Origin of the sequence: Streptomyces sp. NPDC101227 (assembly GCF_044767545.1) — a bacterium.
Taxonomy (GTDB): Bacteria; Actinomycetota; Actinomycetes; order Streptomycetales; family Streptomycetaceae; genus Streptomyces.
The window spans coordinates 14,162-39,381 of record NZ_JBIWOD010000002.1; the positions used below are offsets into that span (position 1 = coordinate 14,162).

General features: G+C 72.3%; 24 protein-coding genes. 10 read left to right on the top strand and 14 right to left on the bottom strand.

Annotated features, from left to right (window positions below):
- Nucleotides 1-31: 31 nt before the first annotated feature.
- Together ACIRPT_RS03975 and ACIRPT_RS03980 are read right to left on the bottom strand one after the other, a co-directional pair.
- Complete coding sequence (locus ACIRPT_RS03975; protein ID WP_403507862.1) at nt 32-232, bottom strand: DUF5999 family protein; 201 nt, start codon at nt 230-232, stop codon at nt 32-34.
- Between the two features lie 299 nt (nt 233-531).
- Nucleotides 532-1,122 carry a hypothetical protein gene (locus tag ACIRPT_RS03980; protein ID WP_403821836.1) on the bottom strand — a complete coding sequence of 197 codons (591 nt, stop codon included), beginning with the start codon at nt 1,120-1,122 and terminating at the stop codon, nt 532-534.
- Nucleotides 1,123-1,715: 593 nt separating this feature from the next.
- Between ACIRPT_RS03980 and ACIRPT_RS03985 the strand changes: the two genes are divergently transcribed.
- A complete protein-coding gene (locus tag ACIRPT_RS03985) occupies nt 1,716-3,266 on the top strand; it encodes a glutamate--cysteine ligase (RefSeq protein ID WP_403821839.1) in 1,551 nt (516 codons plus the stop codon).
- A gap of 71 nt (nt 3,267-3,337) precedes the next feature.
- Here the strand turns inward: ACIRPT_RS03985 and ACIRPT_RS03990 are convergent, their stop codons facing one another.
- On the bottom strand, nt 3,338-5,185 hold the full coding sequence (locus ACIRPT_RS03990) for a substrate-binding and VWA domain-containing protein (protein ID WP_403821842.1): 1,848 nt from the start codon (nt 5,183-5,185) through the stop codon (nt 3,338-3,340).
- 209 nt (nt 5,186-5,394) lie between these two features.
- Here ACIRPT_RS03990 and ACIRPT_RS03995 point away from each other — a divergent pair, with 209 nt between their 5' ends.
- Nucleotides 5,395-6,216 carry a CPBP family intramembrane glutamic endopeptidase gene (locus ACIRPT_RS03995; RefSeq protein ID WP_403823342.1) on the top strand — a complete coding sequence of 274 codons (822 nt, stop codon included), beginning with the start codon at nt 5,395-5,397 and terminating at the stop codon, nt 6,214-6,216.
- A gap of 109 nt (nt 6,217-6,325) precedes the next feature.
- On the opposite strand, the gene ACIRPT_RS04000 is transcribed toward ACIRPT_RS03995, so the two are convergent.
- Nucleotides 6,326-7,147 carry a PhzF family phenazine biosynthesis protein gene (locus tag ACIRPT_RS04000; RefSeq protein WP_403821845.1) on the bottom strand — a complete coding sequence of 274 codons (822 nt, stop codon included), beginning with the start codon at nt 7,145-7,147 and terminating at the stop codon, nt 6,326-6,328.
- Between the two features lie 164 nt (nt 7,148-7,311).
- Nucleotides 7,312-7,860, bottom strand: a complete 549-nt coding sequence (locus ACIRPT_RS04005; protein ID WP_403821848.1) for a hypothetical protein — start codon at nt 7,858-7,860, stop codon at nt 7,312-7,314.
- 244 nt (nt 7,861-8,104) lie between these two features.
- On the opposite strand from ACIRPT_RS04005, the gene ACIRPT_RS04010 reads away from it, so the two are divergent.
- Nucleotides 8,105-8,749, top strand: a complete 645-nt coding sequence (locus ACIRPT_RS04010; RefSeq protein WP_403821851.1) for a PadR family transcriptional regulator — start codon at nt 8,105-8,107, stop codon at nt 8,747-8,749.
- A gap of 41 nt (nt 8,750-8,790) precedes the next feature.
- Here the strand turns inward: ACIRPT_RS04010 and ACIRPT_RS04015 are convergent, their stop codons facing one another.
- Together ACIRPT_RS04015 and ACIRPT_RS04020 are read right to left on the bottom strand one after the other, a co-directional pair.
- Entirely contained in the window at nt 8,791-9,219 is a 429-nt protein-coding gene (locus tag ACIRPT_RS04015) for an SRPBCC family protein (protein WP_403821854.1), read from the bottom strand.
- 82 nt (nt 9,220-9,301) lie between these two features.
- Nucleotides 9,302-9,826, bottom strand: a complete 525-nt coding sequence (locus tag ACIRPT_RS04020; protein ID WP_403507846.1) for an HAD domain-containing protein — start codon at nt 9,824-9,826, stop codon at nt 9,302-9,304.
- A 289-nt stretch (nt 9,827-10,115) separates the two neighbouring features.
- Here ACIRPT_RS04020 and ACIRPT_RS04025 point away from each other — a divergent pair, with 289 nt between their 5' ends.
- The 3 genes from ACIRPT_RS04025 to ACIRPT_RS04035 all read left to right on the top strand — a co-directional run bounded on the left by ACIRPT_RS04025 (nt 10,116) and on the right by ACIRPT_RS04035 (nt 12,939).
- A complete protein-coding gene (locus tag ACIRPT_RS04025) occupies nt 10,116-10,646 on the top strand; it encodes a Clp protease N-terminal domain-containing protein (protein ID WP_403821857.1) in 531 nt (176 codons plus the stop codon).
- Nucleotides 10,647-10,706: 60 nt separating this feature from the next.
- Nucleotides 10,707-11,783, top strand: coding sequence for an EamA family transporter (locus ACIRPT_RS04030; RefSeq protein ID WP_403821860.1), 1,077 nt, complete (start codon nt 10,707-10,709; stop codon nt 11,781-11,783).
- Between the two features lie 178 nt (nt 11,784-11,961).
- Nucleotides 11,962-12,939: a DMT family transporter gene (locus ACIRPT_RS04035; protein ID WP_403821863.1), complete on the top strand. Its 978-nt coding sequence runs from the start codon at nt 11,962-11,964 to the stop codon at nt 12,937-12,939.
- 47 nt (nt 12,940-12,986) lie between these two features.
- Here the strand turns inward: ACIRPT_RS04035 and ACIRPT_RS04040 are convergent, their stop codons facing one another.
- Complete coding sequence (locus ACIRPT_RS04040) at nt 12,987-13,637, bottom strand: FMN-binding negative transcriptional regulator (protein ID WP_403821866.1); 651 nt, start codon at nt 13,635-13,637, stop codon at nt 12,987-12,989.
- A 9-nt stretch (nt 13,638-13,646) separates the two neighbouring features.
- Entirely contained in the window at nt 13,647-14,339 is a 693-nt protein-coding gene (locus tag ACIRPT_RS04045; RefSeq protein WP_403821869.1) for a pyridoxamine 5'-phosphate oxidase family protein, read from the bottom strand.
- Between the two features lie 35 nt (nt 14,340-14,374).
- On the opposite strand from ACIRPT_RS04045, the gene ACIRPT_RS04050 reads away from it, so the two are divergent.
- Nucleotides 14,375-15,706 (top strand): aminotransferase class I/II-fold pyridoxal phosphate-dependent enzyme, encoded by a 1,332-nt coding sequence (locus ACIRPT_RS04050; protein WP_403821872.1) that lies wholly within the window; start codon nt 14,375-14,377, stop codon nt 15,704-15,706.
- Nucleotides 15,707-15,966: 260 nt separating this feature from the next.
- Here the strand turns inward: ACIRPT_RS04050 and ACIRPT_RS04055 are convergent, their stop codons facing one another.
- The gene (locus ACIRPT_RS04055; RefSeq protein ID WP_403821875.1) at nt 15,967-16,959 is read right to left on the bottom strand and encodes a DMT family transporter; all 993 of its coding nucleotides are present in this window, start codon (nt 16,957-16,959) and stop codon (nt 15,967-15,969) included.
- 74 nt (nt 16,960-17,033) lie between these two features.
- Between ACIRPT_RS04055 and ACIRPT_RS04060 the strand changes: the two genes are divergently transcribed.
- Nucleotides 17,034-17,942 carry a LysR family transcriptional regulator gene (locus tag ACIRPT_RS04060; RefSeq protein ID WP_403821878.1) on the top strand — a complete coding sequence of 303 codons (909 nt, stop codon included), beginning with the start codon at nt 17,034-17,036 and terminating at the stop codon, nt 17,940-17,942.
- Between the two features lie 33 nt (nt 17,943-17,975).
- Here ACIRPT_RS04060 and ACIRPT_RS04065 read toward each other — a convergent pair whose 3' ends face one another.
- From ACIRPT_RS04065 to ACIRPT_RS04075, 3 genes are all read right to left on the bottom strand, one after another.
- The gene (locus tag ACIRPT_RS04065) at nt 17,976-19,364 is read right to left on the bottom strand and encodes a carboxyl transferase domain-containing protein (protein ID WP_403821881.1); all 1,389 of its coding nucleotides are present in this window, start codon (nt 19,362-19,364) and stop codon (nt 17,976-17,978) included.
- A complete protein-coding gene (locus ACIRPT_RS04070) occupies nt 19,357-20,817 on the bottom strand; it encodes an acyl-CoA synthetase (RefSeq protein ID WP_403821883.1) in 1,461 nt (486 codons plus the stop codon). Before ACIRPT_RS04070 ends, ACIRPT_RS04065 begins: the two co-directional genes overlap by 8 nt.
- Nucleotides 20,818-21,144: 327 nt before the next feature.
- Nucleotides 21,145-21,609, bottom strand: coding sequence for a pyridoxamine 5'-phosphate oxidase family protein (locus tag ACIRPT_RS04075; protein WP_403821886.1), 465 nt, complete (start codon nt 21,607-21,609; stop codon nt 21,145-21,147).
- Between the two features lie 217 nt (nt 21,610-21,826).
- Between ACIRPT_RS04075 and ACIRPT_RS04080 the strand changes: the two genes are divergently transcribed.
- The gene (locus tag ACIRPT_RS04080) at nt 21,827-22,471 is read left to right on the top strand and encodes a cysteine hydrolase (RefSeq protein WP_403821889.1); all 645 of its coding nucleotides are present in this window, start codon (nt 21,827-21,829) and stop codon (nt 22,469-22,471) included.
- Between the two features lie 455 nt (nt 22,472-22,926).
- Here ACIRPT_RS04080 and ACIRPT_RS04085 read toward each other — a convergent pair whose 3' ends face one another.
- Nucleotides 22,927-23,142 (bottom strand): DUF3761 domain-containing protein, encoded by a 216-nt coding sequence (locus tag ACIRPT_RS04085; RefSeq protein WP_403821892.1) that lies wholly within the window; start codon nt 23,140-23,142, stop codon nt 22,927-22,929.
- Nucleotides 23,143-23,774: 632 nt separating this feature from the next.
- Here ACIRPT_RS04085 and ACIRPT_RS04090 point away from each other — a divergent pair.
- Nucleotides 23,775-25,187: an FG-GAP-like repeat-containing protein gene (locus ACIRPT_RS04090; protein ID WP_403821895.1), complete on the top strand. Its 1,413-nt coding sequence runs from the start codon at nt 23,775-23,777 to the stop codon at nt 25,185-25,187.
- Nucleotides 25,188-25,220 lie beyond the last annotated feature (33 nt).

Genomic DNA, 25,220 nt, shown 5'->3' on the forward strand with positions numbered 1-25,220 from the left:
GGGGCCCTGTTGTACTGCCAGGCGCTGACGGTCAGGCCACGCTGGCGACCCGTTCCTGCGGTCGGTGCGGGGCGATGACCTGCCCGTCCGGCAGCAGCTCACCGGTGTCCTCGAAGAGCAGGACGCCGTTGCACAGCAGGCTCCAGCCCTGTTCGGGGTGGTGCGCCACGGGATGGGCGGCTTCCCGGTCGCTGGAGTCGGCGGACGGGCAAGGAGGTTGGTGCTGACACATGGAAGTTGTCTTTCGCTGCGGTGTGAACGTCGTCGTGCGGCTCGATGAGATGGTCATGGCCGCTCCCCCGTTTCCATCGGTTGGTCCCAGTGTTGCCCCACGGAAGGGTTTCCGCAGGGATTTGGCCGCAGTGGTACTCACCGGATAAGGACGCATCACCCGTGCGGGCGGTTCAATTGCATTCTTGCCCAAGGGGGTTGGGAGTGTTTCGTCTTACTGGCCCGCCCGGGTGAGCACAGCGCTGCGCCCCGCGGCCGGAAAGGGGCGCGGGGCGCAGCGCTGGGCGACGGCGTGCGCGGTCAGGCGGCCGGGGAGTCCAGCAGCGGGCCGGGGGCGAGGCGGAGGGTGAGCCGGGGGAGCAGATCGGCGACGCGCTGCGGGAGGTGCGGGGCGATTCCGGGCGGGGCGGGCGCCAGCGGTACCAGCAGATCACCGGGGTCGGGCAGGCCGGCGGCGCCGTCCGAGGCGGTGTCGTGATGCAGCCACAGCGTGAGCATGTACAGCTCCGGTACGGACAGCAGCCGTGGCTGGTACGGCGCGGCGAGCGACTCCGCCTGCTGGAGCGCCTGCTCGGTTGCGCCTACGTAGGGGCCGCCGCAGAAGTGCGAGAACGTCCAGCCGTCGGCGGTGAGCATCGCCTCGGCGGCCGCCACGGCGCGCTCCCCGCTGCGGATGAGGAAGCGCCAGCCGGCCAGCCGGGTGCGCGGCGAGCCGCCCGCGCGGCTGACGTCGTCCCAGACGTGGACGGGCAGCGGACGGTCGGGGCTGAGCGGGCCGTGATGGGCGCGCAGGGCTGAGCTCGGGGCTTCGCGGACGGCTGTGGGCGAGCCGAGGGCGGCGAGAACGCTGCGCAGGGCGGGCGCAGGGGCAGGGGGGAGGTGCAGCGGCATGGTGGGTCGCCTCTCACTTCGGAGACACGGTGAAGCCGGGCAGGTGCGGACGGCGCTGTCAGCATGCGGGGCCAGAGCATGGCCGACCGGAGCGGCAGCCCCGGTGGGTCAGCCGCAGTGCCCCAGTGCCGGTGAGAACACCGCAGCACTGGGCGCCAACTCTCTGCCTCGTGTGCGGAGTTTATACGACGTATGTTCTGAAAATGTTTCGGCTACTGGTCTTGCGGATTTCCGGCAAGGCGGAATCCAGACCCTTCTTCGGGGCGATTTTCACCCCTTTGCGCGGGCCTTTGTCTACGCCACCTCGTATTTGTCCGCGGGAGCGGTAGGCCGGATCTCGTCGGTGTTTCTCACAAGAGAAATGCGTATGGCGATGGCCGCCGAGATATGCCCTTGGCGCATGCCGTGGGTATGCCCTGCCGGGTCCGGACTCTCCGTCACTTCGAGCCTATCGGTACCGGGGTGCCTGCGAGGCGTTATCGATCAGATTGCTGGGGCATCATCGACCGTAGCCCGTGCCCCGGTGGTGTCGGGGACGGCCCCAACCAGCCCGTGATCGCGGGCCGTTCGCTCGATCGAGGAAGGACCCTTCGATGGGGGAGAAGGTCGCCGCGCACGGGATGGACCTGGCTGACCGGGAGCGTTATCGAAGAAAGCTTCACGAGTGTCTTGCGGGATTGCGGAGGATGCTGACGGAGAAGAGGTTCGACCGGCCAAAGAATCTCATCGGCCTGGAGATCGAACTCAATCTCGCGGGCGCGGACGGACTGCCCCGAATGCTGAACTCTCAAGTTCTGGAACGCATCGCGAGCCGGGATTTCCAGACGGAACTCGCCCAGTGCAGTCTCGAGGTCAACATCACGCCGCACCGATTGGCCGGCCGCGTCCTCGATCAGCTCGCCGAGGAACTCCGTACGAGCCTCGCCTACGCCGACAGAAAAGCCCGCGAGGTAGCCGCCCGGATAGTGATGATCGGTATTCTGCCCACCATGGCCGCCACCGATCTCACGGCCGCCAACCTCTCCGCCATCGACCGCTATGTGCTGCTGAACGACCAGATGCGGGCGGCCCGCGGCGAGGACTTCGCGATCGACATACAGGGCGTCGAGCATCTGGTCTCCCGCTCGGCCTCGATAGCGCCGGAGGCCGCCTGTACGTCCGTACAGCTGCACCTTCAGGTCACTCCGGGTCGGTTCCCCGCCGTCTGGAACGCCGCGCAGGCGATCGCCGCCGTACAGGTCGCCATCGGGGCCAACTCGCCGTTCCTCTTCGGCCGCGAACTGTGGCGCGAGTCCCGGCCGCCGGTCTTCCAGCAGTCCACCGACACCCGCGCGCCCGAACTCCAGGCCCAGGGGGTCCGCCCGCGCACCTGGTTCGGGGAGCGCTGGATCGACTCCGCGTACGACCTCTTCGAGGAGAATCTGCGGTATTTCCCGCCGCTGCTGCCGATCCCCGGGGCGCAGGACCCGCTGCGGATCCTCGACGAGGGCGGCGTACCGGACCTGGCGGAACTGGTGCTGCACAACGGCACGGTCTACCGCTGGAACCGCCCCGTCTACGGGGTCGCCGACGGCGTCGCCCACCTGCGGGTCGAAAACCGGGTCCTGCCGGCCGGCCCCACCGTCGCCGACGTCATGGCCAACACGGCCTTCTACTACGGCCTGGTGCGGGCGCTGGCCGACGAGCCCCGCCCCATCTGGAAACGCCTGCCGTTCGCCACGGCGGCCGACAACTTCGACACCTCCTGCCGTTACGGCATCGACGCCTGCCTCCACTGGCCACGCTCCGGCCGCTCCGGCGCCCTCGCCGAGATTCCGGCCGTACGGCTGGTACGCGAGGAACTGCTGCCCCTGGCGGCGGCCGGACTGGACGCCTGGGGCGTGGAGCCGGCCGACCGGGACCTGTATCTGGGAATCATCGAGGACCGCTGCGCCCGACGGGTGAACGGCGCGTCCTGGCAGGCCGCGGCCTTTCACCATGCGCTGCGGCAGGGCCTGGACCGGGACGCCGCGCTGGGCGCGATGACCCGGCGCTACAGCGAGCTGATGCACTCCGGGCAACCGGTGCACACCTGGCCGGTGGCCTGGGCGGCGGGGACGGGGCCGGCCGTACCGGGGGCGCGGCACAGGGTCGAGAGTGCCTAGGCACGGTCCAGGGGCGCCCGGGGGCTGAGGGTGGGGGCTGGGGTGCTGTGGGGCGTCTTCGTCGATGCCGCCTAGTGCGGGCCCTTCATGCCCGCCGTCATGATGGCTTTGAGGATCACCTGGTGGATCTGTGAGGGGTCGTTGACGCGGTGCGCCGATCCGCCGGTCGGGGCCACGATGCGGTCCAGGGCCGACTTGTCGGCCTCCGGGCCGATCGCGATGGCGATCAGTGGTACCGGCCGCTTCGGGTCGGACAGCTTCTCGAGCTTGCGGACGAGCGCCTCCAGTTCGATGCTGCTGGAGTCGTCGTTGGCGCCGTCGGTGACGATGACCAGGGAGTTGAACTTGCCGCTCGCGTAGGTCTCGCAGGCCTTCTCGTATGCGGCCAGCGTGGTGTCGTACAGCCCGGTGGCGCCATTGGGCACGGGGGCGAGCGAGCTGAAGGCGGCGGCGAGGTCCTCGCGGTGGGTGCCGCCGTGCTCGCCGGGGTCGCCGAGGCGGCTGGTGGGGGACAGCTCCACATAGTCCTTGCCGCCGTCCAGGGCGGTGGCGAATTTCCACAGCCCGATCTCGTCCTCGGGCGTGAACGTCGCGAGCGCCTGGAGCAGCGAATTCTTGGCGAGCTCCATCCGGGACTGGCCGCCGCTGCCGGGGACGGCGCTGCCCATGGATGCCGAGGCGTCCACGACCGTCGCGATCCGGGCGCTCTGCACCGTGATCGTCCACATGCCCAGCAGCGCCTGGAGTTCCTTGGCCGACGGGGGATCGGCGGGGTCCGCGGTGTACGGCTGCGGGTCCCGGCCGCCGGCCGCGCGGGTCAGCTCGGCGCCCGCCTTGCCGTTGCCGCCGCGGAAGCCCTGTTCGCGCAGCTCGCGTTGGCCCGCGGCGCCGCCCAGGAGCGTCATGAAGCGGTTGGCGGCGCGGGTCTGGTCGACGTTCAGGGCGTCGCCGTCCACCAGGGTGTACGGGTAGTCGAGCCGGGCGGTGCCGTCCTTGGGATAGAACAGATCGAGGTCGGGGCCGTTGTCCGGGCCGGTGTTGTGGGCGTGGGCGGCCTGTTCGGAGAGCAGCAGCGCCTGGTTGCGGCGCGGATTGCCCTGTTCGGCACCGGAGCCGTCGCGTGGCAGGGTGGCCAGCACCTGGTTGTCGCCGTCCGCGACCCGCTCGTAGAGGAGCTTGGCCGCGGCAGCGGTACGGGTGTCGGAGTCGCCGTCGGGGTCCGTGGAGTCGTTGGCGTCTTTGGCGGCCTTGGCGTTGGAGGCGTTGATACGGGCCAGCGCGAGCAGTCCGGTGGCGCTGCGGGCCGGGTCGGCGACGCCCAGGCGCAGCCGGTCGTCCGTGGAGGTGGCACGGGTCAGCTCGGACCAGCTGTAGGTCTTGTGCGGCCAGCCCAGTGACTTGGCGGCGGAGGGGACGGCGCCCAGCGCGATCGGCGAGGAGGCGATGGCGCCGACGGCGGTCAGCCGGGTGCCGCTCTCGGTGCCGACGCGGTCCACCCACAGGCTGGAGTCGGGTATCCAGACCTGGAATCCGGGTTTCGCCGGCCGCTGTCCGAGAGAATCGGCCACCTCGTACGAGGCCCGCGAGGTGACCCTGACGTCCAGGCATTTGCCGTCGGTCCGTGTCTCGTTCCGCCGGGCCCGGGTGGCCACCTTGTCGATCGCCGGGGCGATATCGGGGGAGGCGAACACCCGGAGCCGCACCGACTCGCCGTCGCACGGTTTGCCGAACGGCAGCAGATCGCTGCGCAGCGCCACGGCGGAACCGGCGGCGATGGCCAGGACGACGGCGGTGGCGATGACGACGGTGCGGGTGCGGGACCCCCGTGCCGGCTCGGAGCCGAAGGATCGAGGAAAGGCGCCGGGGTGGGCCCCCGTGCTCTCCGGCGCGGACGGATCGGGCAAGCTGTGTCGTCCCATTGCGGTAGCGCCTCTCCTGATGCTCGGAGCCCGATGTCCCGGACTCGATCGGGATTCGATGGGGAGAGAAAACGCGCCACGTGGATGGCGCCCGTCCCCGGCCTGTCGCGCGCGATCTTCGTACCTGCTTTCGAGACCCTAGCGGGGCGGTGGTGGTGAAGAGGCGGTATTGCGGAAGTGGAGGAAGCGTGGAGTCGGAGACAAGTCCCCTGGCTGATGCGGACGTTCCAGGTCAGGGGCCTGGTGCGGGGCGGGGTGCGGGGGTCGCGGAGGAGCCGTGCCGGAGCATCCTGAGGAATGAGACGCTGCTCGTGCTGGCCCTCTCGCTCGGGGCCAGCGCGGTGTCGGCGCTCATCAGTTTCATCGGCTCGGTGACCAGATCCGGCGCCCTCAAACACCAGGCGGCCACGCTCAATGCGTCCCATGCGCCCGGCCGGCCATGGCTGGATCTGGCCTGGCAGCTGTTCGGTATCGCGACCGCACTGGTGCCCGTCGCCCTGGTGGCGCACTTCCTGCTACGGGAGCGGGCCGGCGGCCTGCGCGCCCTCGGCTTCGACCGGCGGCGGCCCGGCTTCGATCTGAGCCGCGGCGTGGGGGTGGCCGCGCTCATCGGCGGCAGCGGACTGCTGCTCTATCTGGGCGCGCGGGCGGCCGGATTCAATCTGACGGTGGTTCCCGAGGCGCTGCCCGAGGTGTGGTGGAAGATCCCGGTGCTGATCGCCTCCGCGGTGCAGAACGCCGTCGTGGAGGAGGTCATCGTCGTCGGCTATCTGCTGCGCAGGCTCGGCCAGTTGGGCTGGGCCCCGATGGCGGCGCTGGCGGCCAGCGCGGTGCTGCGCGGCTCGTACCACCTCTATCAGGGCGTCGGCGGGTTCCTCGGCAACATGGTGATGGGCGTGATCTTCGTCCTGCTCTACCGGCGGTGGGGCCGCGTCGGTCCGCTGGTCGCCGCGCACGCCCTCATCGACATCGTGGCGTTCCTCGGCTACGCGCTGCTGGCCGGCCGGGTGGGGTGGCTGCCGACGGCGTGAGAGGGGCCGGGGGCGGGGGGCCCCCCCCCCCCCCCCCCCCCCGGGGGGGGGGGCCCCGCGGGGGGGGGGGGCGGCCCCCCCCCCCCCCCCCCCGCGCCCGGGGACGGGCTCAGCCGGTGGTGAGCAGCTCGCCGTCGATGACGGTCACCGCGCTGCCGGTCAGCAGCGTACGGTCGCCGCGCAGCTCCGTCCGGACGAAACCGGTGCGGGCGCCGCCCTGGAGTCCGACCAGCGCGTCGCGGCCCAGGCGCGCCGACCAGAACGGGGCGAGCGCGGTGTGCGCGCTGCCCGTCACGGGGTCCTCGTCGATGCCCACGTAGGGGAAGAAGCAGCGCGTGATGAAGTCGTAGCCGCTGTCGGGGTCTTCGGCGCGCGCGGTGGCGATCACGCCCCGGCCGCCGTGCCCGGCCAGCGCCCTGAGGTCCGGCGACAGCGCCCGTACGGACTTCTCGTCCGCCAGCTCGAGCAGCAGATCGCCGACGTCGGGGCCGGTGTCGTGCGCGGACCGGATCTCGGCACCCAGTGCCCCGGCGACCGTGGGCGGCACCTCCACCGGGGTCAGCGGTGCCGTCGGGAAGTCCATGGTGATTGACCCGTCGTCCCCGGTGGTCGTGATCAGCACTCCGCTGCGGGTGCGGAAGCGGACCGTGCCGGTCGCGGCCCCGGTGGTGTGCAGGACGTGGGCGGTGGCCAATGTGGCGTGCCCGCACATGTTCACCTCGACGGCCGGGGTGAGCCAGCGCAGCGCCCAGTCGGCGTCGCCGCCCGCGGGCAGCGGGTGTGCGAACGCGGTCTCGGAAAGGTTGACCTCGGCGGCGACCTGCTGGAGCCAGGCGTCGTCGGGGAAGGCCTCGGAGTCGAGGAGCACGACTCCTGCGGGGTTGCCGGCGAAGGGACGCTCACTGAAGGCGTCGACGATGCGAATCCTCATGACCGCGAGCGTAGAGGGGCCACCGAAGCGCAGGCCAAGGCCAATTCCGGGATGTTGGACCGGAACGGGACGCCCGGGGTCCGGGGGCGTTGACGTGGCAGCGACCGCCACCGGAGGCCGACCGGGCGGGCGGGGCGTGAGCGCTCCCGGTCCCCGCGCACGGACTACTCGAACTCGTCGTGGCGAGCACGGCCCCACTGCGCCTCGAACTCGTCGCGGCTGATCTCCAGATCGACGAGTCCGGGCTCGAAGAGGTCAACGATGGGCGGGTTCAGGGCCCAGTCGTCCGGGCCGCTCTTGAAGGCGGTGCCGTCCTCGGGCAGTCGCACCTGCCGCAGCCGGCGCCCGTCCCGTCCCACCTCCAGCAGGTAGACGGTCGGGTCTTCGTCGTCCTCGCCGTCCCAGCGGCGGCGCAAGTGGACGATGCTCCGGTCCGCCAGAGCACCGAACCCCGGGCGGCCCCGCTGCGCCTCGCGCTTCTCCCGCAGGCCGTCCAGGCCGACGGGCGTGCTCGGCCCGTCGACGTCGGCCTCGTCCAATTCCCAGGACTCGGCCTGCCGGACCCACGCCGCGTCATCGACGACCTCGACCTCCGCAAACGTTTCGAGGATCTCCCGAGGCGACCTTGCCAGAACCCACCACCAACATCCGCCCATGCCGTAGTCGTGCTGGACGAGGAAGCGCTGCTTGGGAGTGGTGCCGGCGTCTGTCATGCGACCTGACAGTAGCGAGGCGCCCCGGCCTCCAGGCGGCTGCCCTCTCGTCCCCTGGAACGCCGCCGAAGGCTTCCTCCGCTGTCACGGACATCCGGGCGTTCACTCAAGGGCTTGTTCGACGAACTATTCCGATATATCGTTGAAGCATCGCGATCGGTCAACGATGGCGGTTCAGTAACGGCTGCGCGAGCAAGCGTGGCTGCAAAAGCGACTGCCGGAATCGGCAGGAAGGACGTTCGCCATGCGTTCCCAGGGACATCACCACGACAGCAACCATGAGCACGGACACGAGCACCGTCACGAGCGCTGCGGACCCGGCCGCCCGGGCGGCTGGGCCGAATTCACCGGCGGCTTCGAGCGGCGGAGGGCCGCGTTCGGCGGCTTCGGGCCGCCTTTCGGGGGGCCGCCCTTCGGCGGCGGCCGGGGCCGCGGCGGGCCGCGCGGCCGGGCGCGGCGCGGCGATGTGCGCGCCTCGATCCTGGCGCTGCTCAAGGACCGTCCGATGCACGGCTACGAAATGATTCAGGAGATCGCCGAGCGCAGCGGCGGGGCATGGAAGCCCAGCCCCGGTTCGGTCTATCCCACGCTCCAGCTCCTGGAGGACGAGGGGCTGATCACCAACGCCAGTGAGGGCGGCAAGAAGCTCTTCTCGCTGACGGAGGCCGGCCGCGCCGAGGCCGAGGGCGGCTCGGACGCCCCCTGGGAGGACGCCGGGCGCGGCGTCGACTGGGAGGCCATGAACGAAATCCGCAAGGCGGGCGGTGGTCTGGTCGAGGCCTTCCGTCAGGTGTGGGCCACCGGCAGCGCCGAGCAGCGGGAGAAGGCCATGGCGGTGGTCAACAAGGCGCGCAAGGAGCTGTATCTGATCCTTGCCGAGGAGGACTGAGCGGGAGCGGGGCGCGCGCCGGGTGTGGTGCGCGCCCCGTTTCAGCCCACCAGGCCCGCGAGCTTGCGCAGCGATTCGTTCAGGGCCGCGCTCGCCGAGTCCTTCAGCTTGCCCGCCATCAGGGACACCGCGGCCCCGGTGAACGCCCCCTCGATCCGCAGCGTCGTCGCCCCGCCGTCCGGCGTCAGCTCGTAGCGCATCCCCAGGTTGACGCCCATCGGGCCCTTGCCCTTGATGTCCAGGAGGCGGCCCGGCTCCAGTTCCCGTACGGTCCAGGCCACCTCGGCGGGGAAGCCCATCAGCTTCATGTTCTCCTCGTACCCCGCGCCCACTTCGAGCGTTTCGGGGCCGCCCTTGGGGAAGGCGGTGTGGGTGGCGTTCCACTGTCCGTACGAGTCGAAGTCGGTCAGCCGGTCCCAGACCTGCTCGGCCGGCGCCTCGATGCGGGCCTGAGCGGTGACTTCGGCCATGCGACCACCCCTTCGGTGACTGTCCCTGGCTGGTGCCGCGGAACGTAGCCCCAAGGCGGCGAAGGTTCAATACCGACGGCCTTCATTCCTGATGTGCCGTCAGATTCATGCAGAGCCGCGGCCGAGGCGGGGCCGCGAGCAGCCGGTCGACATGATGGCGGCGCAGCCCGCGCGCGGGATCCACCGGGATCAGCAGCCGGTCCGGCCGCCAGCGACTGCGCCGTACCAGGCTCTCGGGCATCACATCGTCGATCCAGGCGAACGGGCGCCCGTCCGCAAAGCGCAGTATCGGCGCCCACTTGCGGGCCAGCAGGGTGTCAGGGCCCTCGAACTGCGGGTCATCAGGACGGCTCAGATAGCCGGTGAAGGCGACGACCGGCAGCTCGGGCAGCTCCAGCAGCGGAGCGATATGGGTGTTCGCGTGGTGCTCCCAGGTGGTGGCCCAGACGAGTTCGTATCCCGCGGACAGCTCGCGCAGCCAGTCGGCGTGGTCCGCGGAGAGCAGCACGGTGTGATCGAGCAGATCGTGCGCGGTGAAACCGGGGGACGGCAGCACCGGGTTCAGCACACCGTCGATATCGAGGAAGAGCAGCGGGCGGGTGGCCATCGGAATCCTTCGCCACGGAGGAGTTCGGGGTGGACAGGGAGCGGGTGGGCGGACGGTGTCCGGTGGGGGCGTCGCCGAGCCTGTCGGGGAAGGACGTGCGCGGGGCGCTTTCCGGTTGCCTGCCAGGCGCACAAGACGGCGCCCGGCACCCAAATGCCCGGCTTCCACGATTTCCGGCTATCTCCTCCGTAAGGATGAGATGCCGGGAGGTCATCCCCAACCAGGGTGGGATGCGCAAATGCTTCCCGCCGGGGATGCTCCGAGCCGCAGCGGCTGGTGGGGTGGGACTGTGCAAAACCGTACTGCGTACAGCGGCGGCGACGGCCCCGCCCAGGTGGACCTCGACACCCAGCTCACCGTGGAGCTGGCATCCGTCGTGTCCGCCGCCCGCAGGAGGGCCACCCGAGACGGCGACCGCCAGGTGGACACCGCGCATCTGCTGCACGGCCTCCTGGAATCGGACCCCGCGGTCCGCGGTGCCTTCGACGGCGGCCCCCAGATCGCCCGGCTGCTCGGCTACCTCGTCCAGCGCAGCATCGGCTACGGACTCCAATGGCACGGCACGGTCGAGGACTCCGGCGCCGTCCCCACGGTCACCGAGGGCGGCGTCCCCGGGTGGTCGCCCGCCGCGGCCGCAGCCCTCGACGGCGCGCTCGACCGTGCGCACGCCCGCTACGCCAACCGCGCCGGCTGCCTCGATCTGCTCGCCGCCTTGGTGGACGACCCCGAATCCCGGGCCGTCGAGGTCCTGCACCGGGCCTCCGTGGACACCGCCCTGCTCGCCGCCCGCCTGGACGGGGACGGCTCCGGCCAGGAGTGACGCGGCGGCGACAGGGGTCTCGGGGGTGGTGCTGCTGACGGCGGCTGTCATGATGAGCGGATGCACGCGTCTTCGGGGAGCCCCGCCGGTCCAGCCACCGGTATCGGCCCAGCAGCACCAGGGTCCACCGGGACCCCCCAGGCAACTTCGGCCCGTGGCGGGAGCGCGCCCCGGGGGCGCGGCGCCGGCCTCGGTATCGCGCTGCTCTCCGCCCTCGCGTTCGGCGGGTCCGGCGTCGCCGCCAAGCCCCTGATCGAGGCCGGTCTCGAGCCCCTGCACGTCACCTGGCTGCGGGTGGCCGGCGCCGCGCTGGTCATGCTGCCGCTCGCCTGGCGCCACCGCGAGCTGCCGCGCCGCCGGCCCGCCCTGCTCGTCGGCTTCGGGCTGCTCGCCGTGGCCGGCGTCCAGGCCTGCTACTTCGCCTCGATATCCCGCATACCCGTCGGCGTCGCGCTGCTCATCGAATACCTTGCGCCCGCCCTCGTCCTGGGCTGGGTGCGCTTCGTCCAGAAACGGCCCGTCACCCGCGCCGCGGCCCTCGGCGTCATCCTGGCCGTCGGCGGCCTGGCCTGCGTCGTCGAGGTGTGGTCCGGGCTGAGCTTCGACGTCATCGGCCTGGCCCTCGCGCTCGGCGCGGCCTGCTGCCAGGTCGGCTATTTCGTGCTGTCCGACCATGGCGGTGACGGCGACGACACGGCCGACCCGATCGGCGTGATCGCCTACGGCCTGCTGATCGGCGCCGCGGTGCTCACCGTGATCGCCCGCCCCTGGAACATGCACTGGCAGGTGCTCGGCGGCAGCGCCGGCATGAACGGCACCCAGGTGCCCGCGGTGCTGCTCCTCGGCTGGATCGTGCTGATCGCCACGGTGGCCGCCTACCTGACCGGGGTCGTCTCCATCCGGCTGCTCTCGCCCCAGGTCGCCGGGGTGGTGGCCTGTCTGGAGGCGGTGATCGCGACCGTACTGGCCTGGGTGCTGCTCGGCGAGCATCTGTCCGCGCCGCAGATCGCGGGCGGGGTGGTGGTGCTGGTCGGCGCCTTCATCGCGCAGTCGGCCAAGCCGAAGGACCCGTCGTCGGGTGCCTCCGATCCGGCCCTTGCGGGGGACGGCTTGTCGGTCGGCTCATGCGCCCCGTAAGCTGTCGATCATGCGTTTGACTGTGCTGCCCCCTCCCGCCGCGTAAGGCGGGCGGCGGCCTCCGAGGAAACCCTGGCTCGGGCGAGTTCCCGAGCCGATCGTCGCTGCCTGCACACGGGACCACGCGACCATTCCGCGGCGCATCGCGCCGTCCTGGATTTCCCGGAGCACCTCTCTCATGCATGCCACACCTTCCTCCGCCCTGCCCGTGGGCCGGGGGCTGCTGTACGTCACCTTCACCGGCATCGTCTGGGGCACGGCCGGTGCCACCGCCGCCCTCCTCTACCGGGGCAGCGGGCTCGGCCCCCTCGCCATCAGCTTCTGGCGCACCTTCGGCGGCCTGGTACTGCTGCTCACCGTGCGGGCGCTGCTGCGCCGCCAGCGGGCCACGGCCGCAGGCGCCGCCCCCTATGAGCCGGTGCGCCGCCGCATCACGCGGATCGCCGCCACCGGCATCGGCTTCGCCGTCTTCCAGACCGCCTACTTCGCCGCCGTCGAAGACACCGGCCTGGCCGTGGGCACCGTCGTCACGATGGGGGCGGCGCCCGTTCTGATAGCCGTCGGTGCGCGCGTGATGATGGGCGAACGGCTCGGCGCGGGCGGGGTCCTGGCGGTCACCGGTGCGGTGGCCGGGCTGCTGGTCCTGGTACTCGGCGGGGGCGGCGCGACGGTCCGGCCCGCCGGCATCGGCTGTGCCCTGCTGTCCGCCGCCGGGTGTGCCGCGGTGACGCTGATCACGCGGCGGCTGGGCAAGGGCGGCAGCGGTGATCCCTACGCGTCGACGATCAGCACCTTCGCGGTCGGCGCGCTCTGCCTGCTGCCGCTCGCGGCGGCGGAGGGACTGTGGCCCCAGGCGCAGGGGCTGGGCCGCAGCCTCCTGCTGCTGGGCTATGTCGCCGCGGTGCCGACGGCGCTGGCGTATGTGCTGTATTTCGCGGCGCTGGCAGTGGTGCGGGCCGCGACCGCGTCCGTGATCCTGCTGCTCGAGCCGGTGTCGGCGGCGGCCATCGCCGTGCTCTTCCTCGGGGAGCGGCTGACGATGACCACGGCGATCGGAACCGGGGTGCTGCTGACGGCCGTTGCCGCGCTGGCGGTGGCCGAGGTGCGGCGGGCTTCGGCGGGCGTGGAACCGGCCGTCCTGCCGGTGGCGGGCTGACCGGCGTGCCCGGCCGGCGTTCGGCGCCGGCCGGGCAGCGCGCCGGCTCAGGGCGCGGTAGCGGACCGGGCGGCCCGGCGGCGCTCCTGGTGGCCGCGGGCCGCCGCGTCGCCGGGGCCGTTCCGCTCGGCGAGGCGCTCCCCGATGCGCCGCTGGACGGCCTCGCTCCGCTTGCCCGCGTACTTGAACTTGGCCCTCACCTCGAGCACTTCGAGCCGTAGCCCCCGAAGGCCGGAGAGCTGCCGGCCGTACGGCGCCTGGCCCGCGGCGACCGGAGCCGAGCCGCCCTCCGGCTGGAAGTGGCCCATCTGGCGCTGCAGCAGCGCGGCCTTGGCCTCCGGGTCGTCCACGACATGGGCGGTGCAGGTCAGCTGGACCGCGGCGTAGAAGCTGGTCGGGACGCCGTGCTCGGGCGGCTCGCCCTCCTCCGCCTGCCAGGGGCCGGGGATGAAGGCGTAGTCGTCCACCACGCTCAGCAGGACCGCGGGCCGCCCCTCCAGCGCGCGCCAGATGGGGTTGGGGCGGGCCAGGTGGGTGATCACCTCCCGGCGGGCCGGGTCGTAGGCGAAGTGCGTCGGCTGCACCATCGGCGGATCGCCGGGTGCGCCGTTGACGGCCAGCTGCCCGAAGTCGTGCGCGGCTAGCCAGTCCTGCCACTCGGCGTCATCGGTGGGGGCGTCCCAGGGATGGATCAGCATCGCGACTCCTCAGCGGGCGGTGAGGTATGAGGGCTGGGGCGTGCCGGGCGCCAGATCGTCGGACGGTATGGGGGCGCCGTACACCGGGGCCACGGGCAGGACGCCGCTCCAGTACGGCAGCCCGAGATCCTCCGGCTCGTCGTTGGGGCCGCCGGTGCGGATCTTGGCGGAGACCTCCCGCAGGTCGAGGCGGATCACCGCGGTGGCGGCCAGTTCCTTGGCGTTGCCCGGCCGGGAGTCGGCCGCGCGGCCCGGGAGCACATGGTCGACGAGTGCGTCCAGGGCGGCCGTCTTCTCGTCCGGGTCGACGACCTGATGGGCGGTGCCGTGGACCACGACGCTGCGGTAGTTGATGGAGTGGTGGAATGCGGACCTGGCCAGCACGAGGCCGTCGACGTGGGTGACCGTGACGCAGACCGGCAGGCCCGGGTCGACGGCCTCACCTGCCGTTTCGCCGGCCCCGCGCAGCGGGCGCGAGCCCGTCGAACCATGCAGATAGAGGCGGTCGCCGACGCGGCCGTAGAGCGTGGGCAGCACGACCGGGGCTCCGTCGCGCACAAAGCCGAGGTGGCAGAGATAGCCCGCATCGAGGATGGCGTGCACCGTCTCGTGGTCATAGGCGGCGCGCTCGCGGGCGCGGGTGGGGACAGTGCGCCCGGTCGGCGCATACGACGTGTCCCGTGCCGATTCCTCGTGTGCCATTGCCTTCTCCATTGCACTAGTGCATAATCAAGTTTGTGCTAGGAGAGTATCGGATCGAAGGGCGGCGCGCATCGGAGATTGCCGCCAGCGTCGAGCGAGCCGTCGGTGCGGGTGAGCTCCAACCAGGCGAAGTGCTGCCTCCGCTGAGGGAGTTGGCGGTCTATCTCGAGGTCAATCCCAATACGGTCGCGTCCGCGTACCGGACGCTGCGGGACCGGGGTGTGATCGAAACCGCGGGCCGCCGGGGCAGCCGGGTGCGCCCCAGACCCGCGAGCACCTCCCGGGAAGCGCTGCGGGTGGAGGCGCCGCCGGGCGTACGGGAGGTCTCGGACGGCAATCCCGATCCGGCGCTGCTGCCCTCCCTGGAGGATGCGCTGGCCGAGGCGGCGGCGCGCAGCGCCCGGCGGCCCACGCTCTACGGCGCGCCCGCGGTCGATGACGATCTCGAGGCGCTGGCCCGTGCCGCCTTCGTCCGGGACGGCGTGCCCGAAGCCCCGATCGCCGTCACCAGCGGCTCGCTCGACGCCATCGAAAGGGTGCTCGCCGTCCATCTGCGGCCCGGTGACACGGTGGCGGTCGAGGACCCGGGGTGGGGCAGTCTGCTGGATCTGATCCCGGCGCTCGGGCTGCGCCCGGCGCCGGTCGCGGTGGACGACGAAGGCCCGGTCCCCGAGCGGTTGGCGCGTGTGCTCCAGGAGGGCGCCCGTGCCGTCGTGATCACCGACCGGGCGCAGAACCCCACCGGAGCGGCGGTGGGCCGCGCCCGTGCCACCGAACTCCGCGGCCTCCTGGCCGACCATCCCGACGTCCTTCTCGTCGAGGACGACCACGGCCACGGAATCGTCGACGTCCCGCTCCATCCGCTCTCCGGCGTCACCGACCACTGGGTGCTGGTCCGCTCCACGGCCAAGGCCTATGGCCCGGACCTGCGCCTCGCGGTGCTCACCGGCGACGCGGTGACCCTGGACCGGGTGCGCGGGAGACAGCGCCTGGGGCCGGGCTGGGTCAGCCATCTGCTCCAGAACACGGTCGCCCACCTCTGGCGCACGGCCGTCATCGATCCGAAGCGCGTCGCCGGGGCGTACGACCGCCGGCGGGATGCCCTCATACGCTCCCTGGCCGAGCGTGGAGTCCGGTCGCGGGGGCGCAGCGGAATGAATGTCTGGGTGCCGGTCCCCGACGAAACGGGCGCCGTCGCGCGGCTCCTGCACTCCGGCTGGGCGGTGGCGCCCGGCGCGCGCTTTCGGATGCAGTCGCCGCCCGGTATCCGGATCACCGTGTCCGGCTTGACCGACGACGACATCGAGCCGGTGGCGGACGCCGTCGCCGCGGCCACGGGCGTGGGGGAGGCGCGGCGGTATGAGTGAGGCAGCGAGGCAGCGAGGCCCGATGCGCCGAGAGGCGTGCGGTGTGCGGCCGGATCCTTCCCTGCGACAGCTCGATAGCTCCTGATGCGGGCGGACGAGGAGGGCGAGTGGCGGCTCTGAGGGCGTGGGGCCCGGGTGAGGGCGGGCAGCGAAGAGCCCCCGAGTCGGGGTTCGGGGGCCTTCCGCGGAAGTGGCATCGGTGATCGAGGGTTGAGGTCTGGGCCAGGGCCAGGGCCGGAGCCGGGGCCAAGGCCCGGGGGCTAGCCCTTGCGTCGTGGCTTGCTCTGGGTGAGGGCGGCGCCGGCGAGGATGATCAGGGCGCCGACCGGGGTGTTCCAGCTCAGCTGCTCGTCCAGGAGGGCCACGCCGGCGGCGGTGGCGATCACGGGGATGAAGTACGTGCACATCTGGGCCGTGGTGGGGCCGATCTCCGCGACCAGCCGGTACTGGAGGACGAAGGCGAAGCCGGTGCCCAGGGCGCCGAGCGCGAAGACGCAGAGCAGCGGAGCGATCGGGAACGACGTCGGAAGGGAGGTGAACAGGGGCGCCACGACGGCCAGTTCAAGGGTGGCCAGCAGAAGCTGGGTGCCGGTCATGGCGGCGGGGGAGTGGTCGACGCCGGCCAGCGTGCGGCGGACGTAGATCCAGCCAATTGCGTAGCAGAGCGAGGCGCCCAGTGCCATTGCGGTGCCCGCCATGTCCGTACCGGAGAAGCCCTGCCAGGCGCCGAGAACGGTGAGCACACCCAGGAATCCGAGGCCGAGTCCCGCGACGCGGCGCCGGGTGGGGCGGTCCTCGGAGAGCGCGACGAGGGAGAGCACCATGCCCCACAGGGGGGACGTGGCGTTGCAGATGCCGGCGAGGGTGGAGGGGATGGTCGTCTCGGCGTAGGCGAAGAGGGTGAAGGGGAGGACGTTGAGGATGAATGCGGAGACCGTCAGATGACCCCAGATCCGGGGGGAACGCGGCAGCCGCTCGCGCCTGATCGCGAGGATCACCAGTAGGACGAGCGCACCGCAGGCCAGGCGGCCCAGCGTGAACTGAACCGGCGTGAAGCCCTGAGTACCCACCTTGATGAACAGAAAGCTGAAGCCCCAGACCAGGCAGAGCAGGGCGAAGCGGACCGGCCAGCCGAGGGTCCGGTGACGGGCGGGGCGAACCGGAGCCTTGCCGGTGACCGGGGCGTCGGTGGTCGCGGGGGAAGGCGGCGTGGTGCGGGCGGCGGCGGTGTCAGGGCCCGTGGCGGTGCTCATGCCCTCTACGATGCTGACCTCCACTTCTTAGCACAAGCGAGAATTTGTGGCGGGTATCGCGTAGCATTGCTTATGTGTTGAACCTGGATCGTCTACGGACCCTGAGCGCGATCGCCCGCCATGGTTCGGTGAGTGCGGCAGCCGAGGGACTGCATGTCACCACCTCGGCGGTCTCGCAGCAGATCGCCAAACTGGAGCGGGAGACCGGGCAGCAGCTGCTGGCGAAGAACGGCCGCGGGGTGCGGCTGACGGACGCGGGACGGCTGCTCGCCGAACATGCGGGGCGCATCCTCTCGCAGGTCGAGCTGGCGCAGGCCGAGCTGGAGGCGCACCGCGGCCAGGCCGTGGGCGATCTCCGGCTCGCCGCCTTCCCCACCGCGGCCCGCGGGCTGTTCCCGGCCGCGCTCGCCGCCCTGCGCACCGAGTACCCCCAACTCCGCGCGCGGCTGAGGGAATTGGAGCCCGACGATTCGGTGCGCGGCGTGGTGCGCGGCGACCTCGATCTGGCGGTCGTCCTGGACTGGTACAACCGGCCGCTGCCGTTGCCCGAGGGGCTGGCCAAGGCTCCGCTGCTCGACGATCCGGCGGATGTGGCGATGCCGTCGGACCACCGGCTGGCTCGCCGGAGCTCCGTCGACCTGGAGGAATTCGCCGATGACGAGTGGATCTCCTGGCCGCAGGCCGAGTTCTGCCATGACTGGCTGATGTTCACCCTGCGCAGCAACGGCGTGGAGCCCCGCATCGCCCATCTGGCCGAGGAGCATCACACCCAACTCGCCCTGATCGCGGCGGGGTTGGGTGTCGCGGTCGCCCCGCGCCTCGGCCGCGGACCCGTGCCGGAGGGGGTGAGCGTGGTGCCCGTACGGCATACGATGCGCCGCCACGTCTACGCCATCTGGCGCGCGGACGCCGACCGCAGACCCTCGATCCGCGCCGCCGTCGCAGCGCTCCAGGTGGCGGGGAAGGCCGTCTCGGGTTCCTGAGACGACGACGCAGGCGGGTGGCCGGGGCTCCGGTCAGGCCGGTGGGACGATGCCGCGGATGATGTCCAGGTCGAGCAAGTCCTGCGGGCGGATGTGGAGTTGGTCGGCGGTGTGGTGCACCTCCTGGGGGTCGCGCTTGAGGATGGCGGCGGCCAGCTCCGGGGCGATCACCGAGAAGTAGCTGTCCGGGGTCGCCCAGAGACTGCCCGGTGCGGCGAGGGCCAGCGCGCCTCCCGACCCGCCCTCGCCGATGAGCAGCGACGTGATCGGCACACGGGCCGCGGCCAGCGCGGCGAAGGCATCGGCGATGGCCGCGCCGGCGCCGGCCCGCTCGGCCTCCGCGTCATTCGCGGCACCCGGGGTGTCCACCAGGGTGAGCACCGGGATGCCGAGCCGGTCCGCGAGCCGGACCAGCCGGGCCGCCGTACGGAATCCGGCCGGGCGGGTGGCCGTACCGCACTGCGCGGCGAACGCGATGGTCCGGCCGCCGCGACGGCCGAAGCCGCAGCGTATGCCGCTGTCGACGCCGCCGCACCGGTCGCCGCTGATCTCCTCCCGATCGTCGAAGTACGCCCGCAGATATGCCTCGGCACGCGGCCGCCGGGCGTCGCGGGCGCGGGCCACCGCGCTCCGGCCCGTCTCCGGCAGCTCAGGCAGGCCGAGCGCGGACGGCGGTGGTACCGGTTCGCGCGCGCTCCCGGCCGCCGACCGTCCCGTTCCACCCAGCAGATGGAGCCACCGTTGCAGCGCGCCACGCAGCCGGTCGGGCGGGACGACGGCGTCGATCTGCCCGGCCGCCAGCTGGCCCTCGGCGGAGTAGGCGTGCGGGTCGGCGTCCGCCGGGCGCACCCGGGAGCCGGCGAAGCCGATCTGCGCGCCGGGCAGGGCGAGGATCACATCGGCGCCCGCGCCCAGCGTCGCCCAGCCGCCGCCGGTCGTCGGATCCCGCAGCACGGCGATCTCCGGCAGCCCCTCCGCGCGGTGCAGCGCGGACTGCCCGGCCACCCGCTGGAGCTGGGCCAGCGCCCGCATCCCTTCCTGCATCCGGCTGCCGCCCGTGGCGATCAGCGACACCAGTGGCAGGCGGCGCTCCCGGGCCTCGGTGTACGCGGCCTCCAGGCGGTCGCCGGTACGCTCGCCCAGCGAGCCGCCCAGATAGCCGAACTCGAAGGCCAGCAGGACGACTTCGGTGCCGCCTATGGTGGCGAGGGCGGCGACCACCGACTCGTCCTCGCCGGTCCGGGCGCGCGCCCGGTCCCGGGAGGCGTCGTAGCCGGGCCAGCCCAGCGGGCCGTCCGGCCGGCCGGGCTCCGCGCCCTCGGGCGCCCTCAGCTCGACATACGAATCCGACACCGCCGCCATGGCCTGACGGGCCGTCAGTCGCATGCTCGGCATCGGGGCAGCGGCGCCGGACTCATGCATGGAGCTCTCGTTTCAGGATCTTGCCCATGTCGTTCCGCGGCAGCGCGTCCAGGAAGTGCACCACGCGGGGCCGCTTGTGCGGCGCCAGCTGGCGGGCGACGTGGTCGGCGAGCTCCTGGGCGGAAGGCGGTGGCCCGGCGTCCGGGCCGGTCTCCGCCACGATCCAGGCGACGATCCGCTCGCCGAGGTCCTCGTCCGGCTCACCGGTGACCGCAGCCTCCGCGACACCGGGGTGCGCCAGGAGGGAGTTCTCGATCTCGCCCGCGCCGATTTTGTAGCCGCCGCTCTTGATCAGGTCGGTGGCCTTGCGGCCGACGATGCGGTAATTCCCCGAAGGGTCACGGACCGCCATATCGCCCGTACGGAACCAGCCGCCGTCGAACGCCGCGGCCGTGGCATCGGGGCGGTTGAGGTACTCGACGAACAGATTTGGGCCGCGGACCTGCACCTCGCCCACCGTCTCGCCGTCGCTCGCCTCGATGGCCTGCCCCGCGTCGTCCACCAGCCGGGCATACACCCCCGGCAGCGGCACCCCGACCGTCCCGGTGGCATCCGGGCCGTCCGCACGCACGCTGGTGTTCATGAGCGTCTCCGTCATGCCGTAACGCTCGATCACCCGCCGCCCACAGGCCGCCGCGAGCAGTTCGTGATCGGTCAGCGGCAGCGCGGCCGAACCGGAGACCAGCAGCCGCGCCCCGGACAGCGCCTTGGCGAGCGCGGGGTTCTGCCCGGCCTCGACGGCGAGGCGGTGGTACATCGTCGGCACGCCGAACAGCATCGTGCCGCCTGCGGACAGCTCCCGGGCGACCGCGTCCGTGCTGAAGCGCCCCAGGTGATGGACGCTGCCACCGCGGCGCAGCGGACCCAGGATGCCGAGGATCAGGCCATGGACGTGGAACAGCGGCAGGGCATGGACGAGGACGTCGTCGGCGGTCCACTGCCAGGCGTCCTCCAGCGCGTCGAGGGTGTGGGCGATGGCGCGCCGGGGGAGGACGACGCCCTTGGGCGGTCCCGTCGTGCCGGAGGTGTAGACGATCAGGGCCGGTGCCTCGTCGACCGGTTCGTACGGGACCGGAAGCGGCTCGGGTCCGTCCTCGGGCTCGGCGGCCGCCACGTCTATACGGGGGAGCGCGGCGAGCGTCGCCGGCAGATCGTCGCCCGATGCGGCCAGGACGAGCGAGGGCGCGCTGTCGGCCACGATGTGCGCCAGCTCGCTCTCGCCGATCTTGGGATTCACCGGCACCGCGGCCACCCCGGCGAGCAGCGCGGCGACCGTGGCGACCGCGGTCTCCAGCGTCGGTGTCGCCCAGATCGCCACGCGCGTCTCGCCGCCGATCATCCCGGCGAGCGGCACCGCCACCGTGGCCAGTTGGCGGTAGCTGAGCGCGCGCTCGCCGAAGCGCAGCGCGGGGGCGGGCGAAGCGTCGTGCAGCGCGGGGAAGAGGACGTTCACCGGATCGGATCTCCTTCGCATCGTCGGTGCCCGGCCCGTGGCGGCCGAACCACCCCGCTCCCGCACCTGTGACGGCGGAGAATGGGCTGACCACTCCACTCTGGCAGAGACCACTGACAATGTGATCTCTGACGGCGCGACCGAGGATGTGATCTCGGACCGTGCGAGGTCCGGATGCGCGATCCCGGACGGTGCGATCCCGGACGGTGCGATCCCGGTGTGACGTGATCCCGGTGTGACGTGAGGCCGGCTCCCCGGAAGCGGGGCTCCGGGGCCGGCCCATGACCGGTTCGATGCCGGGCCGGGCCCCACATCCGTTGCCGGGGATCACCCCGGGATCTTGCGGAAGTCCCACGAGGCGAGGGAATCCGGTGTCAGCCGCAGCCACGCGTGCCGTCCGTCGTGCGGCATGGTGTCCATGCCGAAGTACTTCGCCGCGAACATCCGCTCCGGGCCGGCCAGTTCGGGGCAGGGCTCGCCCGTACGGGGCGCCTCGCCGATGAACACCGCCTCGCCCGCCAGCTCGACGCCGCGCAGCTCCCCGTACTCGTGCCCGTCGTCGACGACCACGGCGATCCGCGGGTCCTTGCGCAGTTGCGCCCACCGCTTGCTGCGGGTGATGGAGTACAGCCACAGCGCCGCACCGTCCCAGGTGAACCACAGCGCCCCGACGTGCGGCGCGCCGTCCCCGCCGACCGTCGCGACCCGGCAGGTCCGTTGCGCCGCAAGGAACGCGTCGAGCTCGTCCCGCGTCATCATGATCCGGCGCCCGCGCCGCTGGGTGTCCGCCATCCGTCATCGCCTCCGTTGCCGTCCGTCGCGTACTCGACTGGGCCCTACCTGACTGGGCCGTTCCTGACTGCGATATGCCTGACCGGTCCGTGCTGTCCCGTGCCGTGGCCGTCCGCCCCTGACCCTGCGTCAGAAACCACGGAGGAATCATGGGGGCTCTTCCTAACGGAAGCAATGGCGGCTAGCCTCGCGCGCCTCGCACAGGAGGGGATCGCCCATGCCGACGAACGCGCGACTCATCGAGCAACTGGACCCGGCCACCACGGTGCTGCTCACCGTCGAGTGCCAGCGCGGGGTGGTCGGTACGGACAGCGCGCTGCCCGAACTCGCCGCTGCGGCACGCAAGTCGGGGGCGCTGGCGAATGTCGCCCGCCTGGTGGCGGCCGCCCACGAGGCCGGGGTGCAGGTGCTGCACGCGATCGCCGAGCGCCGTCCCGACGGGCGCGGCGCCAGCCGCAACGCCCGCCTGTTCAGGGCGGCCGAGCGATTGCCCGTCCGGCAGACCATCGGGTCCGGCGCGGTGCGCGTCGCCGATCCGATCCCGGTCTCGGACGATGACCTGGTGGTGCGCAGGCTGCACGGCCTCTCCCCGATCGCCGGCACCGACGTGGACGCCCTGCTGCGCAATTTCGGGTGCCGGACGCTGGTCGTCACGGGGGTCTCGGCGAATGTGGCGATCCCCAACGCCGTGTTCGACGCCGTCAACCTCGGCTACACGACCGTCGTACCGGCGGACGCCATCGCCGGAGTGCCCGCCGAATACACCCCTGCGATGGTCCGCCACACGCTCGCCCTGGTGGCCACCATCGCCACCACCGACGACGTCCTGACCTGCTGGAAAAGGCCACGCCGCGCCCGCTGAACCAGGGCGCGACGGGGCGCGCCGGGCCACGGCCGACGCCGGACAGGGCACCGGCGTCAGACAGGGCACCAGCGCGAGCGCACACGGCGCGATGACCACCTCGACGCGCACCGCGACGCAGGTGACGGCCGGCACGCCCAGCATGGTCAGCCGGTCCCGCAAGACCGGCAACGCCGCGCCCTCGCCCCCCAGTTCACCCCTGGAGTATCGATTTCTTGCCGCGGTCACCACCAGTCAGGAGGCACCAGCCAGGAGGCACCGGCCATTACGGCCGTGAACACCGGCTGCGGCCGCCCCGTCCCGGCGTAGACCGCCCCGACCGGGAGCGCGGCGCCCAGACGTCCGCGATCAACGCCCTGAGGTGATCACCCACGAGCGAACTCGGCGTGCTCCAGGCGGAGTTCGCCATGATCGCTGCCCTGGCCGGAGCGCCGGCGACGAAGGCGCTTCGAGGCTCACCGGTACCAGACCGCCACACCGCCGTGATGCGAGCAGGTGCCCTGGTGGTGTGCCGAATACGACAACGAGCCGTCCCGGCACCGGGCCGTCGCGCCGCTGGACGAGCCGCCGCCGGTGGAGCCCGAATCGCCCGACGAGCCGCCGGACGTACCGGACGGCGAAGTCGGCCGGTCCGCCTCGGCCTTCGCCCTGGGCGATGCCGTGACGGTCACCGTCACCTTTGGCCGGGGCTTACCGGTGACCGTCACCGTAGGCCGGGGTGCTGCCGTCGCCGTCGCCGTTGCTGTCGCTGTGACCGTAACGGTCACGGTGGGCGCCGGATGGGGAGAACCGGCTGCCGTGGCCTTTCCGGCAGAGGCTCCTGATCCGCCGATCCCCACACCGATGAACAGCGCGAGCAACGCGGTCCCCGTATACGCGGCCACACGTTTGCCCCGCCCGCGACGCTCGGGTGGCTGGGGTTGCTGCCAGGGAGGTGGCGGCTGCCAAGGCTGACCCCCCGTTGGTCCCTGTGGTGCAGACATACCGGCCCCCTTAGTTCAATGGTGAACAGATGATGGCAGGCATGTGAGGAAACCGTGGTCATATCGCGGAAATTCGCGAGGAGTTGGGGAAGACGCCTGGAGGGGAGGCCTGCCACCCGGCGCGCCAGCAGGTTCGGGTCCCGTCCGGGCACCGTCCGTGGCGTCGGCCGAGCCCGGCGTACAACCCCTACGAGGCCTCGTAGGTCTCCCTGTACGAGAGCCAACGGAGCAGTGGGATCAACAGGCAGATGAGCGGTCGGATCAGCGGTCGGACTCGGGAGTCCGTCCCCTCGGCCGCTCCCGGTACGGGGGACTTACACATGGGCACGGCGCGCACGATCATGTCGATGGCCTGTTCAGGGCTGCTCGCCGTGGGGCTGGTGGGGTGGCAGACCGGTGATGCGGCGGCCTCGCCCCCGGGGCTGCGTGCGGATTTCAACGGCGACGGGTACGGAGACGTGGTCGCCGCTTCGGACGGCGGAGCCGGGCGGATCACGGTGCTGTACGGTGCGGCCGGCGGCCTCGGTGGCACGCGCGCCGTCATCGGCCAGGAGTCGCCGGGCGTACCGGGGCACGATGAGGACGGCGACGGCTTCGGCCGGGCGCTGGCCGCGGCGGACTTCGACGGGGACGGCTTCGGCGACCTCGCGGTGGGGATTCCGTCCGAGACCGTGGGGACGGCCCCATGGGCGGCCGGTTCGGTGACCGTCCTGTGGGGCGGGTCGTCCGGGCTCGCCGCCGGCAGCCCGCTGCCGACCGGTGCGCCGGACCCCGAGGGACCGTACAGCGCGGTCGGCGCGACGCTTGCCGCCGCCGACTTCACCGGCGACGGGCACCCGGATCTGGCCATCGGCCACGAGGGCGGGGTGCGGGTGCTCAAGGGCCCGTTCACCCGTGCCGGGGCGAACGGCGGCGTGACGGTGCACCGACTCCCCGAGGGGAGCGAGTGGATCGACGCCGTACGGGCCGCCGATGTGAACGGGGACGGGCGAGCCGATCTGCTCGCCGAGGCCAACCCGCGGCCCGAGGACGACGCGGACATCTCCAGCGGCATCTGGTGGTTCGCCGGCGCACCGGGCGGACTCGCCGGGGGAGCGCGGGTCGAGGGGCTGCCGCAGAGCGCGCACTCCGCCGGACGCAAGGGACTCACGTCGGGGGACCTCGACGGCGACGGCAGGGCGGACCTGGCCGTCGGTAGCGGCGGCGGGATCACGGTCGTTTACGGCGCGCCGGCCGGGCCCGGCACCGGGCGGCCGGCCGTCGGCCTGGACCAGGACACCGAAGGCGTACCCGGGACGGCCGAGCCCGAGGACGCCTTCGGCGCGGCGCTAGCCATCGGCGACGTGGACGGCGACCACTTCGGCGATCTCGTGGTGGGCGCTCCGGGCGAGACGCTCGGTTCCGGAACCACGGCCGTGCGGTCGGCGGGCGCGGTGACCGTCCTGCACGGCTCATCGGACGGTGTGACGACGGCCGGCGCGCAGATGTTCACGCAGGACAGTCCGGGAGTGCCGGGCGCCGCCGAGAGCGGTGACCGCTTCGGTGCGGCGCTGCTCCTGAGCGACACCGACAGGGACGGCCGGGCGGACCTGGCGGCCACCGCCGACGGCGAGAACGGCACGGGGATGGTCTGGCGGCTGCCGGGCGGCCCGGCCGGCCTGACCGGCACGGGCTCGGCGTACTTCGGCGCCCCGGCAGCGGCCGTGCGCTTCGGATTGCCGTTGGAGGGGTGACGGCGGAACGGTCCGCTGCGGGCCGATGCGGCC